Genomic DNA, 18966 nt, shown 5'->3' with positions numbered 1-18966 from the left:
TGACGATCCGGGATAGACCTTGTATGCTAAATGCAAATAAGGATATTATGGTATGACCATCAGGCAATAAAACTTATGCAAATGCGTTCGGATCTTATCCTATTTTTGGTCAGACCATAATATATATTGAGGAAGGAGATGTTTACTCCATTTTTTGTGATCCTTCGAATCAAGCGTGCAAGTCGATGGCGGTCAAATGGCCTTTATCGCATCGGATGAATTCCAGGAGTGGTTAGGTAAGACGACGGCCATTTTGCCGGTGGCGAAAGACCCGAATAAGCTGATGCAGACATTCGGCGCCGATTTGCCCGGTTTTCAGAGGAAAAACGTGAAGGCGCTAATCCCTCGGACGTATGCTCCGTTAACGATCACCCCTTATCTGACCATCGGCAATTCGGAGATGACGACTGCGCTCAAGGATCATTTGGCCGGTCAAGATGTGAACACCGTATTAAGGGAAGCGGGAGAGCGTGTAGATAAGCGTATCGCGACCGAGCAAGGAAAGTGAGCGGTCCGGTGATAAACCGGCGCACATAGATATCAAACGGCCTGGAGCCGAATAGGGAGAGAACATACATGGGAAAACAAGGCTTTTTTCCGGCATTGGGTACGCCTCTGGACGAGAATGGACGATTGATCGCAGGAAGCTTGCGGCGTCACGTCGCGGATCAAATTGAAGCAGGAGCAGCCGGGTTGCTCGTTATGGGATCGATGGGGCAGCAGCCCTATATCCGCGGCGGTGAAACGGCCGACATCGCCAGAATCGCCGTCGAAGAGGCGAGAGGCGCTTGCCCGGTGCTTATCGGCGTAATGGACAATTCGATCGGACGGGTCCAAGAACGGATGGATCGGCTCGACGGGCTTGCGATCGATGGAGTTGTCGCCACGACGCCGTATTATTACCCGCTGACACAAGCCGATATCGTCAACTTTTTCACGTCGTTGGCCGCTTCTTCGCCATATCCGGTTTATTTGTATGATTTGGCGGTTGTGACGCAGAGCAAAATTTCGGTTCAAACGGCGGAAAAGCTGATGAAGGTGCCGAACATCGGCGGCATCAAAACCGGCGATCTGACAACAGCGAGAGTGTTGTCTAGACTGCAGCCGACTGTCAATCCCGATTTTCGCATCATGTTCAGCGGCCTCGATGTGTTCGATGCGGCGTACACTTACGGAATTCGCGACAATTTGGACGGCATGTTCAGCTGTACCGCCTCTTTAACCACTGCCATGTATAAGGCGCTCGAGGCCGGGGACAACGAAGCGGCGGCTCGGTGTCTGGACGGGATTTTGCTGCTGCGGGATACGTTTGTCGAAGTCGGCGTTTTCCCGGCCTTTACACATGCGATGAATTTGCTCGGATTCGAAGGGACGTTTCATCCCGATTACATGCAGCCGATCGGCCCGGAGCAGCAGGAAAAGGTGCGTGAATGCATGCAGCGGCTGGCGCTGATCTAGCAGTTCCGGATACCAACGGATTAAATGACTCTACTAAGAAGAGTTGCCGATACCAAACAGAAGTTGCACCACTATGGGTCCGCGTACATCGCGGATTATTTTTTTGTATACAGCTATTGATCCAGTGCCGTTTCCTGCGGATTACGAAGTTACCGGTGCAAAAACATGCTACAATAGAACGGGAACGATAGCGGATTAAGGGAGGCTATACATTGGGAGCCGAGATTATCAAGGTTTGCAAAGAACATTTACCCTCACTGCGATTCATAGGCAAATGTTACACGGATGCGGATCGGGGATCTGACGGCGGTTATGGCCACAAATGGAGGGAATGGTTTCAAAAGGGCTGGTTCCAGCAGCTTGAACAGCTAGGTGTCCTTCAAGGGATCGAGAACGGATATTTAGGCTTGATGGGTTGTTCGGACAAAGCTAACAGCTTCCAATACTGGATCGGCGTCTTTTTCCCGGAACAAACGGCTGTCCCCGAGCATTTCGATTCCATCGATATCCCGGAAGGGGACGTGGGGATTTGCTGGATTTACGGAAATTCGAATAACGGTGAATTATACGGGCAGGAGCCTCATAACCGGTGCATGGCCAAACTGCAGGAAAACCAAATGGGGCATTTCCGTGATGATTTTAAAGGCCCGGAAGAGAAGTGGTGGTGGTTTTTTGAGCGATACAACCATCCGCGGTTTACGACTCCGGACGATCAGGAGAATGTGATATTGGATTACGGGATGTATGTAGGAAAGTAGTCTGCACTTTTACATACCGAGAGAGGGCCATTCCGCTAAAGGGGTGGCCTTAAACGTTCCGTAATCGTTTATGGAATCCTGCCAAGGGTACCACTAAAACAAATCGCAGGGCAGACTTGGATGTGTCGATCCGGTGCTGCCCTTTTTGCGGTAGTCTGAAAATCTAGAAATCCGCTAAAAATGTATAGCGGTTGTTAAATAAATACCATTTTCAAACCGGGACAAGCTATTCTTATAATGGATTATCCGGAAAAAACAATGGGAGACCGCTTCTTATGATACGTATTCGCAAACTCAGCTTCCGGGTTTATTTAACGATCGCGATCTTGTCGCTACTTGCGGCATGGACGGCCGGCTGTCGCGGCGACGGCGGGCAGCCGGGATTTCCCGGCTCAGACGGCTTGGGAGAATCGCTTCTTGGTAGAAGCATTACGGTATATATGGGCAATAGTCCGGCGGCTGATGCGATTCGTGCGCTGCTGCCGGAATTCGAGGCCAAAACCGGACTTAAGGTCGACTTAACGAGCTTTACGAACGAGCAGCTCAGCCAGAGGCTGTCCGTCCAATTTGCGGCGGGCAGCGCCAACCCGGACGTCTTTATGCTGCGGCCGCTGGAAGAGCTGAGATCGTTCGGCGTAAGCGGTACGCTGGAGCCGCTAAACCGGTTTGTCAATGGTGACGCGGGATACGACTTCGCCGATTTTTCGCAGGTCGCCATCGAATCCGTCACCTTGGACGGTTCGATTGCGGCTATGCCGTTGTCGACGGAACAGCAGATTTTGTACTACCGCAAAGATTTGCTTGAGGAAGCCGGATTGTCCGTTCCGCGCACGCTCGATGAGCTGGAGGCGGCCGCCAGGGCGCTGCACGATCCGGCAGGAGGCGTATACGGTTTCGTAGCCCGCGGACAGCGGAACGCGCTTGTAACCCAATTGTCTTCCTTCCTTTATTCGGAGGGAGGCGATTTTCAGCAAAACGGCATGGCAGCGATTAATACCCCCGAAGCGGTCAGAGGGATCGGCCGTTACGTTACGATGCTCAAGCGATACGGTCCTTCCGGCGTTTTCAACATGGGCTGGCAGCAAGCAGCAGGTTTGTTCTCGCAGGGAAAAGCGGCGTTTTACACGGACGCAAGCGCGATCTATTCGATCGCGATCGGCTCCGAGCAATCATCCATCAAGGACAAGGTCGGTTTCGCCACGTTCCCGGCCGGTCAGGCAGGCGCAAGACCGTACAGCATTACCGCCTGGGGCCTGGGAATGAACGTGGCATCGGACCGGAAGGAGGCCGCCTGGCAATTTATCCGCTGGGCGACCAGTAAGGACATTGTGATGAAGACGCAGCAATTGGGAAATCCGGGCGCGCGTCAGTCCGTCTGGAGCGATCCGCATGGCATGTCGGGTTTTCCGGAATCGTACATTGCCGTCGTAACGGAATCGATGCGCATCGGTGTCGGTCATGACCGCCCGAAGGTCGTCGATGTAGGGGCGGCTCGTGATCTGATAGGCGATATCGTCGTTCAAGGACTGCTGGACGAAGATATCCAGGCCGCAGCCGACAAGGCGAACCGCGATTTTCAAGCGCTCATCGACAAGGAGCGAAGCCCATGAATACGTTCGGGAAAATTATTTTGCTGCTCGTCTCGCTGCTCATTCCGATCATGCTGCTGTACGGATACTCCAATCAGGTCAGTGTGAGCGTCGTACGCGACACGATCGAAGCCGGCAACAAAAACCGACTCGCCTTTTTTATGAGCCAGATGGAAATGATGATCGATCAATTGACGAAATATTCGGTAACAGCTAGCCGCGATTACAGTATCAAGGAATATTTGGAGGGCAGAAGCGAAGATTCGCGGGTCGTGCAGATGCAGCGGCGCAACCGGATCGTCGAGATGCTCAATATGCAGATTGCGACAAGCGCCTGGAACAACCAGATTATTTTGTATGTGCTCGATTCCAAAGAAATATTATCGACCGATTATTCGGTCCAATACGACGAGGCCTATATCCGTAACCCGCAATGGAAACTATGGTCGCACCGGAGCGCGGTTACGTTCGGGATTACGCAAACGTTTTTTTCCCGGATCAAGGAAAGCGATATCCCTAATCTGCTCGTTGAGGTGCGGTTTACCGACGACAATCTGCGGAATATGCTGAACCTGCTCAAGCAAGGCGGCGAACACGAACCGTTCCTGTACCATGCCGGGATGGAGCCGATCATCAGCTACACGGCCAATCGTACGCTGATCGACCGGATCGCGGAGCGGCTGGACAGGACGGAGTTATCCCCGCATGGAGGCAGCATGACGGTTGGACTGCAGGATGGCACCTATATCGTGAATTACATCCGCTCCGAAAGTCTTGGCTGGTTTCTCGTCGATATCGTCCCGCTTCAGTCCGTGTTCGCGCCGATCGTCACAAGCCGGAACTTGTTTTACGCTTCGATATGTCTGCTGATGGCGCTCGCCGTATTGGTGACGCTGCTACTGTACCGGAACGTGCAGCGGCCGATCCGGATGCTGATCCAGGGCGTGCAGCGGATCAAGGACGGCCAATATTCGGCCAGGCTGAAACGTCAGCCGAACAACGAATTCGACTTTCTGTTCGGCAGCTTCAACGAGATGGCCAGGCAGATCGGCGATTTGATCGAGAAAGTGTACAAGGAGACGCTCCGTTCGAAGGAGGCGACGCTTAAGCAGCTGCAGTCGCAAATTAATCCGCACTTTTTGTACAACTGCCTGTTTTATATTAAAAACATGTCAAACTTGGGCGATAAGGATGCGGTTTCCGCCATGGCGCTTAACCTGGGCGAGTATTACCGCTATTCGACCCGCCTCGAGAAACCCACGGCGTCTTTGGCCGAAGAAATGAAGCTGATCGAAAACTATTTGACGATCCAGACGATGCGCATGCAGCGGTTTCATTACGAGATCGACATTCCCGAGCCGATGCTGTCCCTGGACATTCCGCGCCTGCTCGTCCAGCCGCTTGTGGAAAATGCGATCGTACACGGTGTGGAAAACAGCGCCCGCTTCGGCTTAATTACGATTACGGGCATGCAGGAAGACGAGGTGAGATGGATCGTCGTTGAAGATAACGGTCCCGGCCTGTCGATGGAGCAGATTGCGGAGCTGCAGCGTAAAGTCGTGTCGCCCCAAGACGAGGAGACCGGGTTCGGCCTGTGGAACACGCATCAGCGTCTCGTGCATAAATACGGCGGAAGGTCGGGGCTGATCTTTGGCCGCTCCGAATCCGGCGGCTTGCGCGTGGAGCTGGTATGGGAGGAGCGGCAGGATACGCCGTGACCGGAGCTTATGGGCCGATTAGGAGGGATTCAGATGTTTCAACTGTTGATCGTCGATGACGAAGCGAGTGTGGTAGACAGCTTGGCGGATACGCTGCCTTGGCGGGAAATCGGCATTTCCGCCGTATTTAAAGCTTATTCGGGCAGTGAAGCTCTGGAAGTGCTGAAGACGAATACGATCGATATCATGATGACTGATATCCGCATGCCGGGCATGAACGGGCTTGAGCTGCTGGCGCTCGTCCGCCGCGAATGGAAATGGGTGAAATGCATCCTGCTGTCGGGCCATGCGGAATTCTCTTATGCGCAAGAGGCCATCCGGCACGACGCCCATGAATACTTGCTGAAGCCGGTCGGCGACGATGAAGTGTTGGCCAAGGCCGGCCAGCTGGTCGCGGAGCTGCGGAGGGAACGGGATGAGAACCGGGCGTACGAGCGTGTCGTCAAAGCGTTCCAGGAGCATCTTCCGAAGCTGCGCGGCGATCTTCTCGCCGATCTGCTGCAAGGAACGAAGCTGTCGCCGGACAAGCTCGGGCACAAGCTGGAATCGCTCAAAATCGAGATGGCGACGGACGAACGGTTCGCGCTGCTGCTGTGCAGGCTGGAAGACCGGCTGACCGAGCTCGATTTTTACAGCTTGTCGCTGATGGAATACGCGGTCGTCAATATGGCGGAAGAGCTGTTCGAGGACGAGTTCCGGCTATGGAGCTGCAAGGATATACACGGTTATCTCGTATTTCTGGTCACACTGCGGGAACGGCGGGACAGCAGCCCGGAGCAGAGCGAGCTGCCGGCGCCGCCGACGCAATCCGCGGAGCGGCCAACCGAACCGGCGGAAAGCCGGCTCCAGTCGATCGCGTCCCAGCTGCAGCTTGGGGTGACGCGGTATTTGAAAGGGAGCGTCTCCGTCCTTATTAGCCGCTGGGGTTCGTTCCCGTTCGATATACAACGCTTGTACGAAGAAATCCTGCTGTCGATGCGCAGACAAGTCGGTCATCAAAGCGGACTGCTCATCTATGTGTCGGATGAGCTCGAGCGGATGCCGGTCCATGCACTGCAGCGGCTGAACGAACCGCCGATGCTCGTTCATCTGCTCGAGTCCGGAGACTTCGAGCGGACACGCGACAAGCTGACCGGCGCTTGGGAGGAGCTGAGCTCGAAGTGGGCCGATTCCAGGGAGCATGTGACAGAGGCGTTTTTCTCCATCTATTCCTCATTCAGCTCGTTCGCGCACAAAAACGGCCGGCATTTGACCGATATGATCGGTCCTTTGCTGTCCGACGTGACGGGTTTGACCCCGATCCGCTCGTTGGAATCGTTTCAACAATGGACGTTCCAGTCGCTGGAGCTGCTGCAGCAATGCATGGAGAGCGAGACGCGCAACGACCGGGAGAACGCCGTACGGAAAATCAAGCATTTTGTGGAAAAGCATCTGGTGGACGACGTGTCGCTGCAGACGATCGCCGACTCGATGTATATGCACCCCGTTCATGTGTCGCGAATCTTTAAGCTGGAAACCGGAGAAAATTTGAGCGATTTCGTGCTGCGCCTGAAAATGGAGAAGGCAGCCGTGCTGCTTGCCGATCCGGCGCTGAAAAACTACGAGGTTGCGCTGCGGCTCGGTTACCAGAACCCAAACTATTTTATCAAAGTGTTCAAAAAATATTATTCGGTCACACCGCAAGAGTTTCGCCAGAAGCTTGAAACGGTCGGCGAATTGTAAGCGGGAAGCGGCTCGTCCTCAACTGGATGAAGCCGCTTTTTGACGTACCCGAACCGACTGCCGCGATCTCGTTAAATTAGTATCATCGCGGTTAAATAGTTGTCATTTTAAGCGAAGGGGAAACGCTTTACTATGAAGACAAGAGGTTTTCGGGCCCGCGACGGCGGAAGAATCGGAAGCCCCGACTATAAAGGCGACGCTTATGGCGATCGCTACTACGGGAGGTCACCACGAATGAATCGATGGATCAAGAAGGGGGCGGCGGTGTCGCTGCTTGCGGCGCTGGCTGCAGGATGCAGCACGGGAGGCCAGACGGCGGGAGATACGGCTGCCGACAACAAATCCAAGCCGACGCTTACATTCTGGATGAAAAAGCAGCTGTTCGAGGACCAAAACAAGCTTGTGCAAGAGCGGGCCAAACAGTTCGGAACCGAACACAACGTCAACGTCAATATCGAATTGATCGCTTATGAAGACTTTTACCCGAAATGGTCCGCTGCTATCGAATCGAGGACCGTACCGGACATCTCGTTTTTCGGCTATCAGGAAATCGGCCAATTTTACGCCAAGGGCGTGCTTGAGGATACGACCGATCTGGTCAAATCGATCGAAAGCAAAAACGGCGAGCTGCAGGCCAGCATGAAAAAGGCGATCACCTTCCAAGGGAAGCAATACGCGATCCCGTTTTGGACCGAATCGCAAGTGCTGTATTACCGCAAAGATATGCTGAAAAACGCCGGCTTCGACGCTCCTCCCAAAACATGGGACGAGTTCCGCAAGATGGCCAAGGCGCTGACCGATCCGGGCAAAGGCGTGTACGGCGCCGGCATGGGCTACGGCAAGGGCAACTCCGACGCCGAATTCCTCACCCGCGGCATCATCTGGTCGTACGGCGGCTCGCTCGATACGAAGGACGGCAAGACGGTCATCGCGAATTCGCCGGAAACGATCGAAGCGACGAAGTTCATCCGCGACATCTTCATGACCGACAAAAGCACGCCTCCAAGTGCGATCGGCTGGGACGACAGCGGCAACAACAAAGCGTATTTGAGCGGCCAGGCCGCGATGGTATTTAACGTCGGAAGCTTGCTCAGCACGATCAAAAAGGACAACCCTGACTTGTATGAGAAGACGGGAATCGCACCTTACCCGGCCGGGCCGAAAGGGACATTTATTCCGGGAATCAGCAACAACCTCGGCATTTTTAAAGATTCGCAAAACAAAGAACTGGCCAAGCAGTTCGTCGAGTATATGCTCGCGACCGACTGGTACAAGACGTGGATTGAAAAAGGCGCGCCGCTTACCGGTCCGGTTTATACGAAGCTGACGGGCGAGCAGATCTGGCAGGACGAAAGAAATAAAGCGTTCGTCGATTCGGTAAAAGGGTTCTCCTTCCTCGGTTATCCGGGCGAATACAACCCGAAAGCGGGCGAAGCGTTCAACCTGCGCGTCGTGAACGATACGTTCCAGAAGCTACTGCTTGAGCCGAGCTATTCGCCGGAGACGGCCATCAAAGATTTGCAGACCAAAATCGAAGAGATTTACAAAAAGTAATCGACCAAATCCAGACTGCGGGACGGACCGGCATCTTGCGCGGTTTGTCCGCAGTCTACAGTTAGGCGGGATTTCACTTGAGAACGAACACGGACAACAAGCTGGCGTATGCACTGATGAGTCCCGTATTGATTTACTTGCTTGCCGTGATGGTCATTCCGTTCGGTTGGGCGCTATACCTCAGCTTTACGAATAAGGTTGTCGGCAATAACGCCACGTTTATCGGACTCGGCAATTACATCGAGCTCGTCAAAGACTCGCTCTTTTGGAAAGCGGTCTGGAACACGGCGGTGTTTACCCTGGTGGCTGTCATCGGCAAGACGGTGTTCGGCATGATTATGGCGCTCGTACTGAACGAAAAAATCGTTTTCCGTAACGTATTCCGGGTACTGCTGTTTTTACCGTGGACGATTCCGACGATCGTTTCCGTATTTACTTGGCAATGGATCTATTCCGATGTGGGCGGCGTGCTTAATTATTTGCTGCTCAAGACGCACCTGATCTCACAGCCGGTCGGCTGGCTCGCCAGTCCCGATCTGGCGATGTTTTCGGTCATTCTGGTCAACGTCTGGCGCGGAATCCCGTTTATGGGGATCGCCATCTTGGCTGGACTGCAGACACTGTCCAAAGAAATGTACGAAGCGGCGATGCTTGACGGAGCCGGGGCGATCAAGCGGTTTTTCTACATGACGCTGCCTTCGGTGAAGGAAGTGACGGTGCTTGCGGCCGTGATGACGACGATCTGGACGCTGAACGATTTCGAGATCATCTGGCTGCTTACGCGCGGCGGGCCGTCGAACGGGACGCAGGTGCTGTCTACGCTTAGCTACACGATTGGATTTTTGAATATGAGCTTGGGGAAAGCGATCGCAATCGCGATCATGACGATGCCTCCGCTGATCATGCTGATCAACTTCGTCACGAAGCGTTCGCTTTCATCGAATGAGTAGGTGATGGCAGATGGAACATAGATCGATCGCGAACCGGATAGTCGTATACGCTACCTTGGCCGTCATGTTAATTTTCGCTTTGTTTCCGCTTTACTGGATGTTTAATACGTCGTTCAAATCGAACGCCGAGATTTATCGGATGACTCCGACGTTTTGGCCGGAACGGTTTACTTGGTCGGCGTACGAGAAGCTGTTGACGGAGAAAGGATTTTTGCTGAACGTGAAAAATTCGCTGATCGTTTCCGTTTTCGTCGCGCTCGGTTCGATCGCGATCAGCATGCTGGCCGCTTATGCGATCGCCAAGCTGCGCTTTCGCGGCAGAAGCGTCGTCTCCCGAGGCATTTTGTACGCTTATTTGATGCCTCGCGCCGTATTGTTCATCCCGCTGTATATGCTCGTCTCGCTGATCGGCGTTAATAATTCGATCTACGGGCTGATGATTATTTATCCGACGATTACGATTCCGTATGCGACCTGGATGCTGATCTCGTATTTCAAATCGATTCCGGTCGAAATCGAGGAGGCTGCAATGATCGACGGATGCAGCCGGGTGCGAACGATGTGGAGCATCATTTTCCCGCTGGCCGCTCCCGGAATCGCGGCGACGTTTATCTTTTCGTTTACGCTTTGTTGGAGTGAATATTTGTATGCGCTGGTCGTAGTGACGAAAGGCTCGGACAAGACGCTGACGCTCGGGCTGTCGGATATGATCGTCGGGGACGTCTTCGCCTGGGGGCCGCTGATGGGCGGTTCGATTCTCGCCTCGATCCCGGTTGTCATTATGTACCTATTCACTTCTAAATATATGGTTAGCGGCATGACCGTAGGAGGAGTCAAATAATGGGCGAACTGAAAAAAGTGCTGGTGACCGCGACGAATTATTCGCGGTTGTGCGCGGAAGCGAAGCGGCTACTCGAGGAGGGCGGCTGCGAAGTGATCGAGAACAAGGTCGGACGTCCGCATACGTTCGAGGAGCTCGCTCCGCTTGTTGCGGATATCGACGGCGTCGTGGCCGGTGTAGATACGTGGGACGAAGCGGTGTTCAAGCTGGCGCCGAAGCTGAAGGCGATCGCCCGGTTCGGCGTAGGCGTCGACAATATCGATCTGGCCAAAGCGCGCGAATACGGCGTTCAGGTGACGAATGTACCGGGAGGGAATGCGAACGCCGTCGCCGAGCTGACTGTCGGGCTGCTGCTGGCGCTGATCCGCAGCATTCCGGCACTGCATCAGTCGGCCCGGCGGGGGTATTGGGACCGCCACGTCGGCGGGGAGCTTGCGGGCAAAACGGTCGCCCTGCTCGGCTTCGGCAACATCGCCCAGATGGTCGCCAAAAAGCTGAGCGGATTCGACGTCGAGATTATCGCCTACGACAAATACCCGACTGCTGCGAAATCCGCGGAGCTCGGCGTCGAGCTCGTCAGCGCAGAGGAGGCGCTGGCGCGCGGGGACATCGTCAGCATGCATTTGCCGAGCCTACCGGATACGCGCCATATGATGAATGACGAACGGTTCGGAGCGATGAAGCGCGGAGCTTATTTCATCAATACGGCGAGAGGGGCGCTCGTCGACGAAGGGGCGCTGTACCGCGCGCTGAAGTCGGGAACGATATCGGGGGCTGCAATCGACGTGTACGAAACGGAACCGGTATCGTCGGACAATCCGCTGTTTCAACTGGACAATATCATCACGACGCCTCATACGGCTGCCGAAACGGAAGAAACGTACCGCCAGGTCGGGCTTGTTACGGCTCAGGCTCTGCTCGACGTATTCGTAGGCAAGCGGCCGGACAATCCGGTTGCCGGTTAAGGCACACGATTGCCTGTATCGGTCATCCTAAGGATGGGAACATAGCAGAGTGACCGCAAGGAAGGAAGGGAGCCATGGAACGAAGCGCTGTCGTCATCGGCAGTTTGAATATGGATATTGCGGTAACGGTCGAGCGGCTGCCTGCGGAAGGAGAAACGCTGCAGGGGGTCGGGCTCGTCGAAGCGCCGGGCGGCAAAGGGGCCAATCAGGCGGCGGCGATCGGCAAGCTGCAAACGCCGGTGCGGATGATCGGCAAAGTCGGCGCGGACCGCAACGGGGCGGCACTGCTGCAATCGCTCGAGGCGTCCGGGGTGGATACGGACGCCGTGCTTACGTCGTCCGGGCAGCCGACCGGCGTGGCGCTCGTTACCGTCGACCGGGCGGGGCGGAACCATATCGTCGTTGTCCCCGGAGCGAACGGGGAGTTGACCAAGGACGATATCGACAGCCGCGCCGATATTATCGAGCAATGCGATATGATCGTGCTTCAGCTGGAGGTTCCGCTGGAGACCGTCGCTTATGCTTTACGAAAGGCGAAAGCTCTCGGCAAAACAACCGTGTTGAATCCGGCGCCCGCCCGTAAGCTGGATGACGAGCTGCTGCAATTTGTCGATTTCCTCATTCCGAACGAACACGAGCTGCAAACGATCGCAGAACTCGACCAAATCGACGAGCAATCGATCGAAAGAGCGGCGCGACTGTTCGGGGAGAAGGGCGTTGGCGCCTTGATCGTCACGATGGGGGAGAGAGGCTGTTGTTATGCCGATCGCAGCAAGATCAAAGCGTATCCGGCCCGTAAAGTGAACGCTGTCGATACGACGGCGGCCGGGGACAGCTTCATCGGTGGCTTTGTAGCCGGATACTTGGCTTCCCGGGACGCGGACACGGCGATCCGGCAGGCGCAAATTGCCGCCGCCATTACCGTGACGAGGCATGGCGCCCAAAGCTCGCTGCCGACGAGGCAAGAGGTCGAAGCATTGTGGCAAGTGCGAACGAATAGTACGGCTTAGAAGAGGAGAGAACGAGAGATGAAACATTTATACGGTGTAACGACGGCTATGGTCACTCCGTTTCGCAAGGACGGATCGATCGATTTCGAGAGCGTGGAGAAGATGAGCGAATTTCTCATTTCGAAAGGAGTTCACTGTTTGTATCCGCTCGGTACAACCGGCGAAATGCTGCGATTGACTGTAGCCGAACGCAAAGCGGTCGCCGAAACGGTCGTACGCCAGGCGGCGGGCCGGGTTACGGTGTTTATCCATGTCGGCGCGATGACCCAGAACGATACGGTTGAGCTGGCGAAGCATGCGAGCGAGATCGGAGCAGACGGTATCGGAGTCGTGACTCCGGCGTTTTTCGGTGCGAACGACGCGGAGCTGGAACAGTATTTCGTAACGGTCGCTTCGAGTGTGCCCGACAGCTTCCCGGTGTACTTGTACAACATTCCACAATGTGCGGCCAACGATTTGAAAACCGATGTCGCCGAGAAGGTGGCGGCACGATGCGCGAATGTAATCGGCATCAAATACAGCTATCCGGACTTTTTGCGGACGAACGAGTATATGAATATCAAAGAGGGGAATTTCTCCGTCATGCAAGGGGCGGACCGTTTGTTTTTGCCCGCTCTGGCGATGGGATGCAAAGGAGTTATCTCCGGCGTTTCGTGCGTCTATCCCGAACCGTTCGTCGCGGTATACGAAGCTTTTCTCGCAAGCGATCTGGATCAGGCGAGAAAGCTGCAGCGGATTGCGAACCGGTACTGCGAAACCCTCAAGAGCGGCAGCAACATGTCCTACTTCAAAGAAGCGCTCAAGCTCAGAGGCATCGACGCGGGCTACATGAGAGCGCCCCAGCTCGATCTGTCAGGGGCGGAAGTCGGCGATCTGAAACGCAGACTGGACGAGCAGAATGCGCTGACCGGATATGCGTAAAACCGGGTACGATAGGTGGGTAGTATTGATCAAACCGTCTGGTTACCGGGCGGTTTTTTCGTTGTTTAGAACACCATAGCAGGAGATGACGAGCTGGCATCGCATTTGTCCTTTGAGTGCAAAATTACACAGTTAATAGGGTTTATAGTTAATGGAGATAAGTAAATGTATATGTCAGGTATTCAAGTGCGATAACAGCTCGTCTTTTTCCGCAGGAACCCGGATATACTTAAAGTAAGAATCGAACTTAGGAGGCAAACGAATGGCGGACCAAAACAAAGTGACGATTAAGGTGAACGATAACGGATCTCTTCGGGTGACGGGGTCGGTCGAGCTGGTGGACGCGGAAGGAATCCCGTTCGAGCACAAAGAATCGTTCTCGCTGTGCAGATGCGGAGGATCTGGCAACAAACCGTTCTGCGACGGCACGCATACGTCGATCAGTTTCAAGAGTGAGCCGAGGGCGAAGTAGGAGAAAGTTCTCACAAAAAGTGCCCGGACTCGTTAAGAGACCGGGTTGATTCCTATTATCCGGATCTGGCGACCGGCAGCATCAAGGAGGTGCTCAAGCCGCAAGATGGCATTTTGCCGGGAAAATGGCGGACATCAAGCTAACGAAGGAAGCGGACGGCACGGTCGTATTTCAGCATATCGGCGCGGCTGCCACAGAGGAACTAAACGTTTCGTTCCAGCCTCCCGTCATGGGCCCGCCAGCCTTACGTGCTTTCGGCGCTATCATGCGGGTTAGCTTCCCAGTCTTGACTTGTATGCCAAGGACCGTCCTATAAGTTTTTTTGGACGATCCTTAGTGACTTATCCTTGTATTCATAAGGAGAAAAGAGGAATGGGCGGCCCGTTACTCCACCAGCCACATTTCCCTGTATACTTGAAACGATACAACTCCGTTTGGAGGTAAACGGTGATCCCGCTGATACTTTTTTAGAGCAACGGTCGTATCGGAGCGAAACTTGCCGTTGCATGTCCCGTTGAAGTATCCGGCGCTCTTTAGTCGGGACTGGATCAGTTGAACGTCTCCCCCAACGTCCCCTTCGGCCAAATCCCTGGGTCCGTGATTCAGATCGCCCAGTACGTGTCCGTAAATCGACACTTTTGTACCAAGGGGAATCATCTGATAGAGCTCGATTACATCCCGGTTGAGCATCCGGATGCATCCGTGACTCTGATGCTGCCCGATCGAAAAGGGCTTGTTCGTCCCGTGTATGCCGTAATGCCCCCATGGAACATTCAGTCCGAGCCAGCGCGGCCCGAAGGAAGGTCCCCAATTTTCCCCTTTGTACACGATCTTGTATTCCCCGATCGGAGTGGGGGTCGCCGGATTCCCGACGGCAACCCGGTACGATTTCATGATCTTCCCATGTTTTAACACATGAAGGCGATGCTGCTGAGGATAAACCTCGATTGCATATTCTCCTTGAGCGGCGACGATCGGCGGCGACGGATCGGCCGAAGCGGATGGAGTCCACCCGAAGCAAGCCAAGCTCCCCACCAGCCAAACGAACGCAAAGAGGCGCAGTGAAAAAAAGGGTTTGAATTTGTCGTTATACGTTGGATTCATAGCACACCAACTGCCCCATTCCGCTCTTTTTTGTTATGTGCGGCCCACCCTTGTTTGCATTCCTGAACTTGCCGTTCTCAGCCCGGATCGATCGTATTCACTGAAACCATCGATCCAATTCGAAAGGATAGAATTTACGTTGCCGAGAACGGCAAGGAAGTCTCTATAGCCAGCACGACATCGGCCTTTTCGAGCAATTCCGCTAAAAGGATTGCAGCCTTCGCCAAAGCCGCTTAGCATGAGCGGATGGGAATCCGGAACGATTCCGACGGCTCCGGAACTGTTCGCAATGCCGCATCTCCATACTTCGGCGAACATTCGGATAGGCTCATGTGCCGAACGAGCCCGGCTCCCCACGAGCAGGAAAGGTCGTTTAGCCGAACGCAACAGATCCAGCGCATCCCTTTATCGCATGTACCGGCGCTTTGTCCAGGTAGGCATCGCCAAGCCTGTAATCAGATTGGTCAGACCCGGCCCCATATGCGAGATGCAGACGGCGAGCCTGCCTGGGCGGATGCCATCATGACTGCAACGGATTCGTGCTTTACTACGCCTTTTCATTCGTTTTTAAGTAGTATTTCATCTTCAATTTTACATATTCCTTGCATTGCTTCTTCCGATACAGGAAACAATTACAACCGATTATAGAACACGGAAAGAGGTTGTAACATGAATCGGTCCGTAATGGTCCCTTGATCGGGTTGTCATCCGTCATTCAATGTGATGGACGAAAAACAGGAATGGCACGACCATACACAAGCAATCGTAACTTCACGTCTGCAAGCGGTCTAAAACTATCCGTTTCATTCACAGGATGAAGCGGATCTTGTCCGACAGATCAGCTCCGTGCTGGTCAACGACCGCAAGCCGGAAGTGCTCGATTTTATTGTCTCTCATTGTTCCAGCAGCCGTTTTTACCAAACCCGATTTCGCAGTTTTCTCCACATCAATTTTCCCCATAATCTTTGGAACATCGGTACCCACTCCTTGCTTCAACCTTACAACGAAGAAACGAAGGATACAAAGTTAAAAAAGGGATTGATTCTTATAACCGGTATAGGCTAAGAAGCTAAAAAGCTAAATAGCCGTATTTTGCGGAGGCCTCTCGCTTCCATACGTTTATCCGTTCGGTAGTAATAGGATTTATACATAGAGCGAGCGGAAAGGAAGAAGGATGTGACGATCCATTTCAATAGAGCTTTCGAAGAGGCCGCCGCGTTACATCAGGCCTTTCAGCATAACGATAACCGGGTGCGGGGGATGCTGGGACCACGTATTCATTGCGCTGCGGGTTGGAAAATTTATGGAGATCGCGTAGAGAGAAAATGGGGAGAGGACGATCCATCATCACGATCCCCGCCGGTCAAGGGGACAAAGCGAAAACCGGGACTAAAAAAGACGGGCGGTGTTAACCAATAGATTTCCCTTAATTTGTATTGTAGTATTGGGGAAAGAGCGTAGATGCATGCACACGGAAATGCTTGACCGCTGCCGAACAATTGGATGTTCCCTATAAAGGAGAAATGACAGGATGCCAAAACAGGTGCTCGTGACCGATGACGATCCGGAAATTCGCGACGTCATCCGCATTTATTTGCAAAACGAAGGTTATCGGATCTGCGAAGCGAAAGACGGACAGGAGGCGGTTGACATCGTCGGCCGGGAATCGGTTGACCTGATCGTTCTCGATGTAATGATGCCGCGCATGGACGGGATCAAAGCTTGTCTCAAAATTAGGGAAAAGTCGCGAGTGCCGATCATCATTTTGTCCGCCAAAGGCGAGGATATCGATAAAATAACCGGACTAACGACCGGCGCCGATGATTACATCACCAAGCCGTTTAATCCGCTCGAGTTGGTTGCGCGCGTAAAAGCCCAGTTTCGAAGACAATCGTACTCGGAAAAGGAAACGGGACCGTCTGGCGGCTGTTCGGTTATCGAGATCGACGAGCTGGTCATCGATAGCATGGGTCACCGGATAACCGTCTCCAGCAAAGAAATAGCGCTTACTCCTATTGAGTTTTCGATTCTGGAGCTGCTCGCAGGTCACCGGGGACACGTGTTTAGCGTTGAGCAGATCTACCGAAACGTATGGAAGGAAGACAAATATTCGTCTGACAACACGGTTATGGTCCATGTGCGGAATATCCGCGAGAAAATCGAGATGAATCCGCGTGAGCCAAGGTATATCAAGACCGTATGGGGAGTGGGGTACAAAATTGAGTAGCAGGTGGCTGTCGGCCCTCAGTTGGAGAAGAAGCATACGCTTGAAAATGTTCGGGGCGATTCTGCTCAGCTTTGCGTTGACGGTGGTAATTACTGCGGCTATTCAAACGTATTTAACCCGGGTCACTTCGGTAATCGGATACTATATGTCATTTTTATCGGAGACAGTTGGGGATTTATTGTTTCTGGCGTTTTTCGTTTGCAGCTTTTTATTTTTATTTTTCATGTTCATGCGCAGCATCGTACATAATATGCGCACGTTGGCCGACGGATTAATGTCGATCGCCAACGGCGATCTCGATTTCCGTATGCCTGAGTCGAGGCAGGATGAACTCGGTATCGTGGCACGCAACATCAACTATATGGCTGAGCAATTGCAGGAAACGATCGCTAAGCAGCGCAAGCTTGAGGAATCGAAAATGGAGCTTATTACAAACGTCTCGCATGATTTGCGGACACCGCTTACGAGCGTGATCGGCTATTTGAATTTACTGCATCAGGACGATTACGGCGATCTGTCCGAGCATAAACGGTATATACGGAACGCGCTTAACAAATCGCAGCAGCTTAAAAAGCTGATTGATGATTTGTTCGAATACACACGGTTTACGAGCGGCGGCCTGATGCCCCAAATATCGGTGATCGATCTGGGGGCGCTGATCGAACAGGTCGTAACCGAGTTCGAGCCGATTGCAGGCGAGCACGGGTTAAAGGTGAAGCTTGAAAAAGCGATCGACATCGCGATGGCCCATGTAGATGCGAAGATGCTGGTACGAGCTGTCGATAATTTGCTTATGAACGCTTTAAAGTTCTCAATCAAACCCGGTGAAATCATAACCCGGTTGACACAACGCGAAGATCGGATAATCATTGCTGTGGACAATTGGGGGGATCCGATAACGGCCGAGCAGGAAGAACTGCTTTTCGACCGCTTCTATAAAGCAGAGCCGTCGAGAACCAACAGCGGCATCGCTGCAGGGGCGGGGCTCGGATTATCGATCAACCGGACCATTATGGAGTTACACGGGGGCCGCATATATTTGTACCACCGGAACGGATATTATTCGTTCTGTCTCGAGTTCCCTTCAGTCGGCGAGCCTCATTAAAGTTCGCGGGAGCAACCGGATCTTCACGATCCGGCATGAGCCCAACCGGTTTCGGGGAGAGTGGATAAAACGCACACCGAATCACAATCGGAACTTGGAAAAGATACAGAGTTGTCCATTCCGAAAAAAGGAAACGGGAAGAAGGATTAGGGACCTTGCTTGGCCGGCGTTTACAGAAATGGTATTGCTCAACCCAAATCGGCATGCTTAATATGATCATGGTAAGCCGAGTCAGTCCGGACGCCGTCGCTGCGGTTGCTTTGACCAACCAGCCCGTAGTCTTCGCTCTGGCGTTGTTTGTAACCTTGAACGTCGGAGCGACAGTTATTGTTTCCCGGGCTATAGGCGGCGGTTATTCCGACGAAGCGAACCGGGGGGGGCAAGTCTCCTTTAACCTGAACTTACTCATCATGCTGCCAATGACGATCGTGTTCACGGTAGTGTCCGAGACGATCCTTCGCTTTCGGTCAAGTTTGTTTGCAGTGCGTTTCAGGCGGGGGAAGTGGAAGACGATCAAAGTTTGACGAACTTATTTAACCGGGAATATGTAACCTAGTAATAATCCTTGAAAA

Annotated in this window: 19 protein-coding genes; 16 read left to right on the top strand and 3 right to left on the bottom strand. The window is 53.5% G+C overall.

Annotated features, from left to right (window positions below; translation table 11 throughout):
- Nucleotides 1-196 precede the first annotated feature (196 nt).
- From IDH45_RS22525 to IDH45_RS22465, 13 genes are all read left to right on the top strand, one after another.
- On the top strand, nucleotides 197-508 hold the full coding sequence (locus IDH45_RS22525; RefSeq protein ID WP_190930385.1) for a hypothetical protein: 312 nt from the start codon (nucleotides 197-199) through the stop codon (nucleotides 506-508).
- A 68-nt stretch (nucleotides 509-576) separates the two neighbouring features.
- On the top strand, nucleotides 577-1458 hold the full coding sequence (locus tag IDH45_RS22520) for a dihydrodipicolinate synthase family protein (protein ID WP_190930384.1): 882 nt from the start codon (nucleotides 577-579) through the stop codon (nucleotides 1456-1458).
- 212 nt (nucleotides 1459-1670) lie between these two features.
- On the top strand, nucleotides 1671-2216 hold the full coding sequence (locus IDH45_RS22515) for a hypothetical protein (RefSeq protein ID WP_190930383.1): 546 nt from the start codon (nucleotides 1671-1673) through the stop codon (nucleotides 2214-2216).
- 275 nt (nucleotides 2217-2491) lie between these two features.
- On the top strand, nucleotides 2492-3826 hold the full coding sequence (locus IDH45_RS22510) for an ABC transporter substrate-binding protein (RefSeq protein ID WP_223836881.1): 1335 nt from the start codon (nucleotides 2492-2494) through the stop codon (nucleotides 3824-3826).
- Nucleotides 3823-5523, top strand: a complete 1701-nt coding sequence (locus tag IDH45_RS22505) for a sensor histidine kinase (protein WP_190930382.1) — start codon at nucleotides 3823-3825, stop codon at nucleotides 5521-5523. Before IDH45_RS22510 ends, IDH45_RS22505 begins: the two co-directional genes overlap by 4 nt.
- A gap of 33 nt (nucleotides 5524-5556) precedes the next feature.
- Nucleotides 5557-7245, top strand: a complete 1689-nt coding sequence (locus tag IDH45_RS22500) for a response regulator transcription factor (protein WP_190930381.1) — start codon at nucleotides 5557-5559, stop codon at nucleotides 7243-7245.
- A 234-nt stretch (nucleotides 7246-7479) separates the two neighbouring features.
- Nucleotides 7480-8799, top strand: a complete 1320-nt coding sequence (locus tag IDH45_RS22495) for an ABC transporter substrate-binding protein (RefSeq protein ID WP_190930380.1) — start codon at nucleotides 7480-7482, stop codon at nucleotides 8797-8799.
- 77 nt (nucleotides 8800-8876) lie between these two features.
- On the top strand, nucleotides 8877-9749 hold the full coding sequence (locus IDH45_RS22490; protein ID WP_223836880.1) for a carbohydrate ABC transporter permease: 873 nt from the start codon (nucleotides 8877-8879) through the stop codon (nucleotides 9747-9749).
- 10 nt (nucleotides 9750-9759) lie between these two features.
- Nucleotides 9760-10590 (top strand): carbohydrate ABC transporter permease, encoded by an 831-nt coding sequence (locus IDH45_RS22485; protein ID WP_190930379.1) that lies wholly within the window; start codon nucleotides 9760-9762, stop codon nucleotides 10588-10590.
- On the top strand, nucleotides 10590-11555 hold the full coding sequence (locus IDH45_RS22480; RefSeq protein ID WP_190930378.1) for a phosphoglycerate dehydrogenase: 966 nt from the start codon (nucleotides 10590-10592) through the stop codon (nucleotides 11553-11555). Before IDH45_RS22485 ends, IDH45_RS22480 begins: the two co-directional genes overlap by 1 nt.
- A 74-nt stretch (nucleotides 11556-11629) precedes the next feature.
- Nucleotides 11630-12565, top strand: coding sequence for a ribokinase (gene rbsK, locus IDH45_RS22475; RefSeq protein WP_190930377.1), 936 nt, complete (start codon nucleotides 11630-11632; stop codon nucleotides 12563-12565).
- 18 nt (nucleotides 12566-12583) lie between these two features.
- Nucleotides 12584-13486 (top strand): dihydrodipicolinate synthase family protein, encoded by a 903-nt coding sequence (locus tag IDH45_RS22470; protein WP_190930376.1) that lies wholly within the window; start codon nucleotides 12584-12586, stop codon nucleotides 13484-13486.
- Between the two features lie 262 nt (nucleotides 13487-13748).
- Nucleotides 13749-13958 carry a CDGSH iron-sulfur domain-containing protein gene (locus tag IDH45_RS22465; RefSeq protein ID WP_190930375.1) on the top strand — a complete coding sequence of 70 codons (210 nt, stop codon included), beginning with the start codon at nucleotides 13749-13751 and terminating at the stop codon, nucleotides 13956-13958.
- Between the two features lie 384 nt (nucleotides 13959-14342).
- On the opposite strand, the gene IDH45_RS22460 is transcribed toward IDH45_RS22465, so the two are convergent.
- The 3 genes from IDH45_RS22460 to IDH45_RS22450 all read right to left on the bottom strand — a co-directional run bounded on the left by IDH45_RS22460 (nucleotide 14343) and on the right by IDH45_RS22450 (nucleotide 16046).
- Entirely contained in the window at nucleotides 14343-15062 is a 720-nt protein-coding gene (locus IDH45_RS22460) for a L,D-transpeptidase family protein (protein WP_190930374.1), read from the bottom strand.
- Between the two features lie 33 nt (nucleotides 15063-15095).
- On the bottom strand, nucleotides 15096-15419 hold the full coding sequence (locus tag IDH45_RS35320; RefSeq protein WP_397327101.1) for a hypothetical protein: 324 nt from the start codon (nucleotides 15417-15419) through the stop codon (nucleotides 15096-15098).
- Nucleotides 15420-15869: 450 nt separating this feature from the next.
- Nucleotides 15870-16046, bottom strand: coding sequence for a hypothetical protein (locus IDH45_RS22450; protein ID WP_190930372.1), 177 nt, complete (start codon nucleotides 16044-16046; stop codon nucleotides 15870-15872).
- Nucleotides 16047-16593: 547 nt separating this feature from the next.
- Here IDH45_RS22450 and IDH45_RS22445 point away from each other — a divergent pair.
- The 3 genes from IDH45_RS22445 to IDH45_RS22435 all read left to right on the top strand — a co-directional run bounded on the left by IDH45_RS22445 (nucleotide 16594) and on the right by IDH45_RS22435 (nucleotide 18918).
- Nucleotides 16594-17289, top strand: coding sequence for a response regulator transcription factor (locus IDH45_RS22445; protein ID WP_190930371.1), 696 nt, complete (start codon nucleotides 16594-16596; stop codon nucleotides 17287-17289).
- A complete protein-coding gene (locus IDH45_RS22440; protein WP_190930370.1) occupies nucleotides 17282-18394 on the top strand; it encodes a HAMP domain-containing sensor histidine kinase in 1113 nt (370 codons plus the stop codon). Before IDH45_RS22445 ends, IDH45_RS22440 begins: the two co-directional genes overlap by 8 nt.
- 203 nt (nucleotides 18395-18597) lie before the next feature.
- Nucleotides 18598-18918, top strand: coding sequence for an MATE family efflux transporter (locus IDH45_RS22435; RefSeq protein WP_223836887.1), 321 nt, complete (start codon nucleotides 18598-18600; stop codon nucleotides 18916-18918).
- Nucleotides 18919-18966: the final 48 nt, after the last annotated feature.

This window comes from Paenibacillus oceani (assembly GCF_014705615.1).
In the GTDB taxonomy this organism is placed as follows: domain Bacteria; phylum Bacillota; class Bacilli; order Paenibacillales; family NBRC-103111; genus Paenibacillus_AB; species Paenibacillus_AB oceani.
The sequence above is the reverse complement of the archived record's forward strand: the minus strand, read 5'-3'. Positions and strand labels throughout refer to the sequence as shown.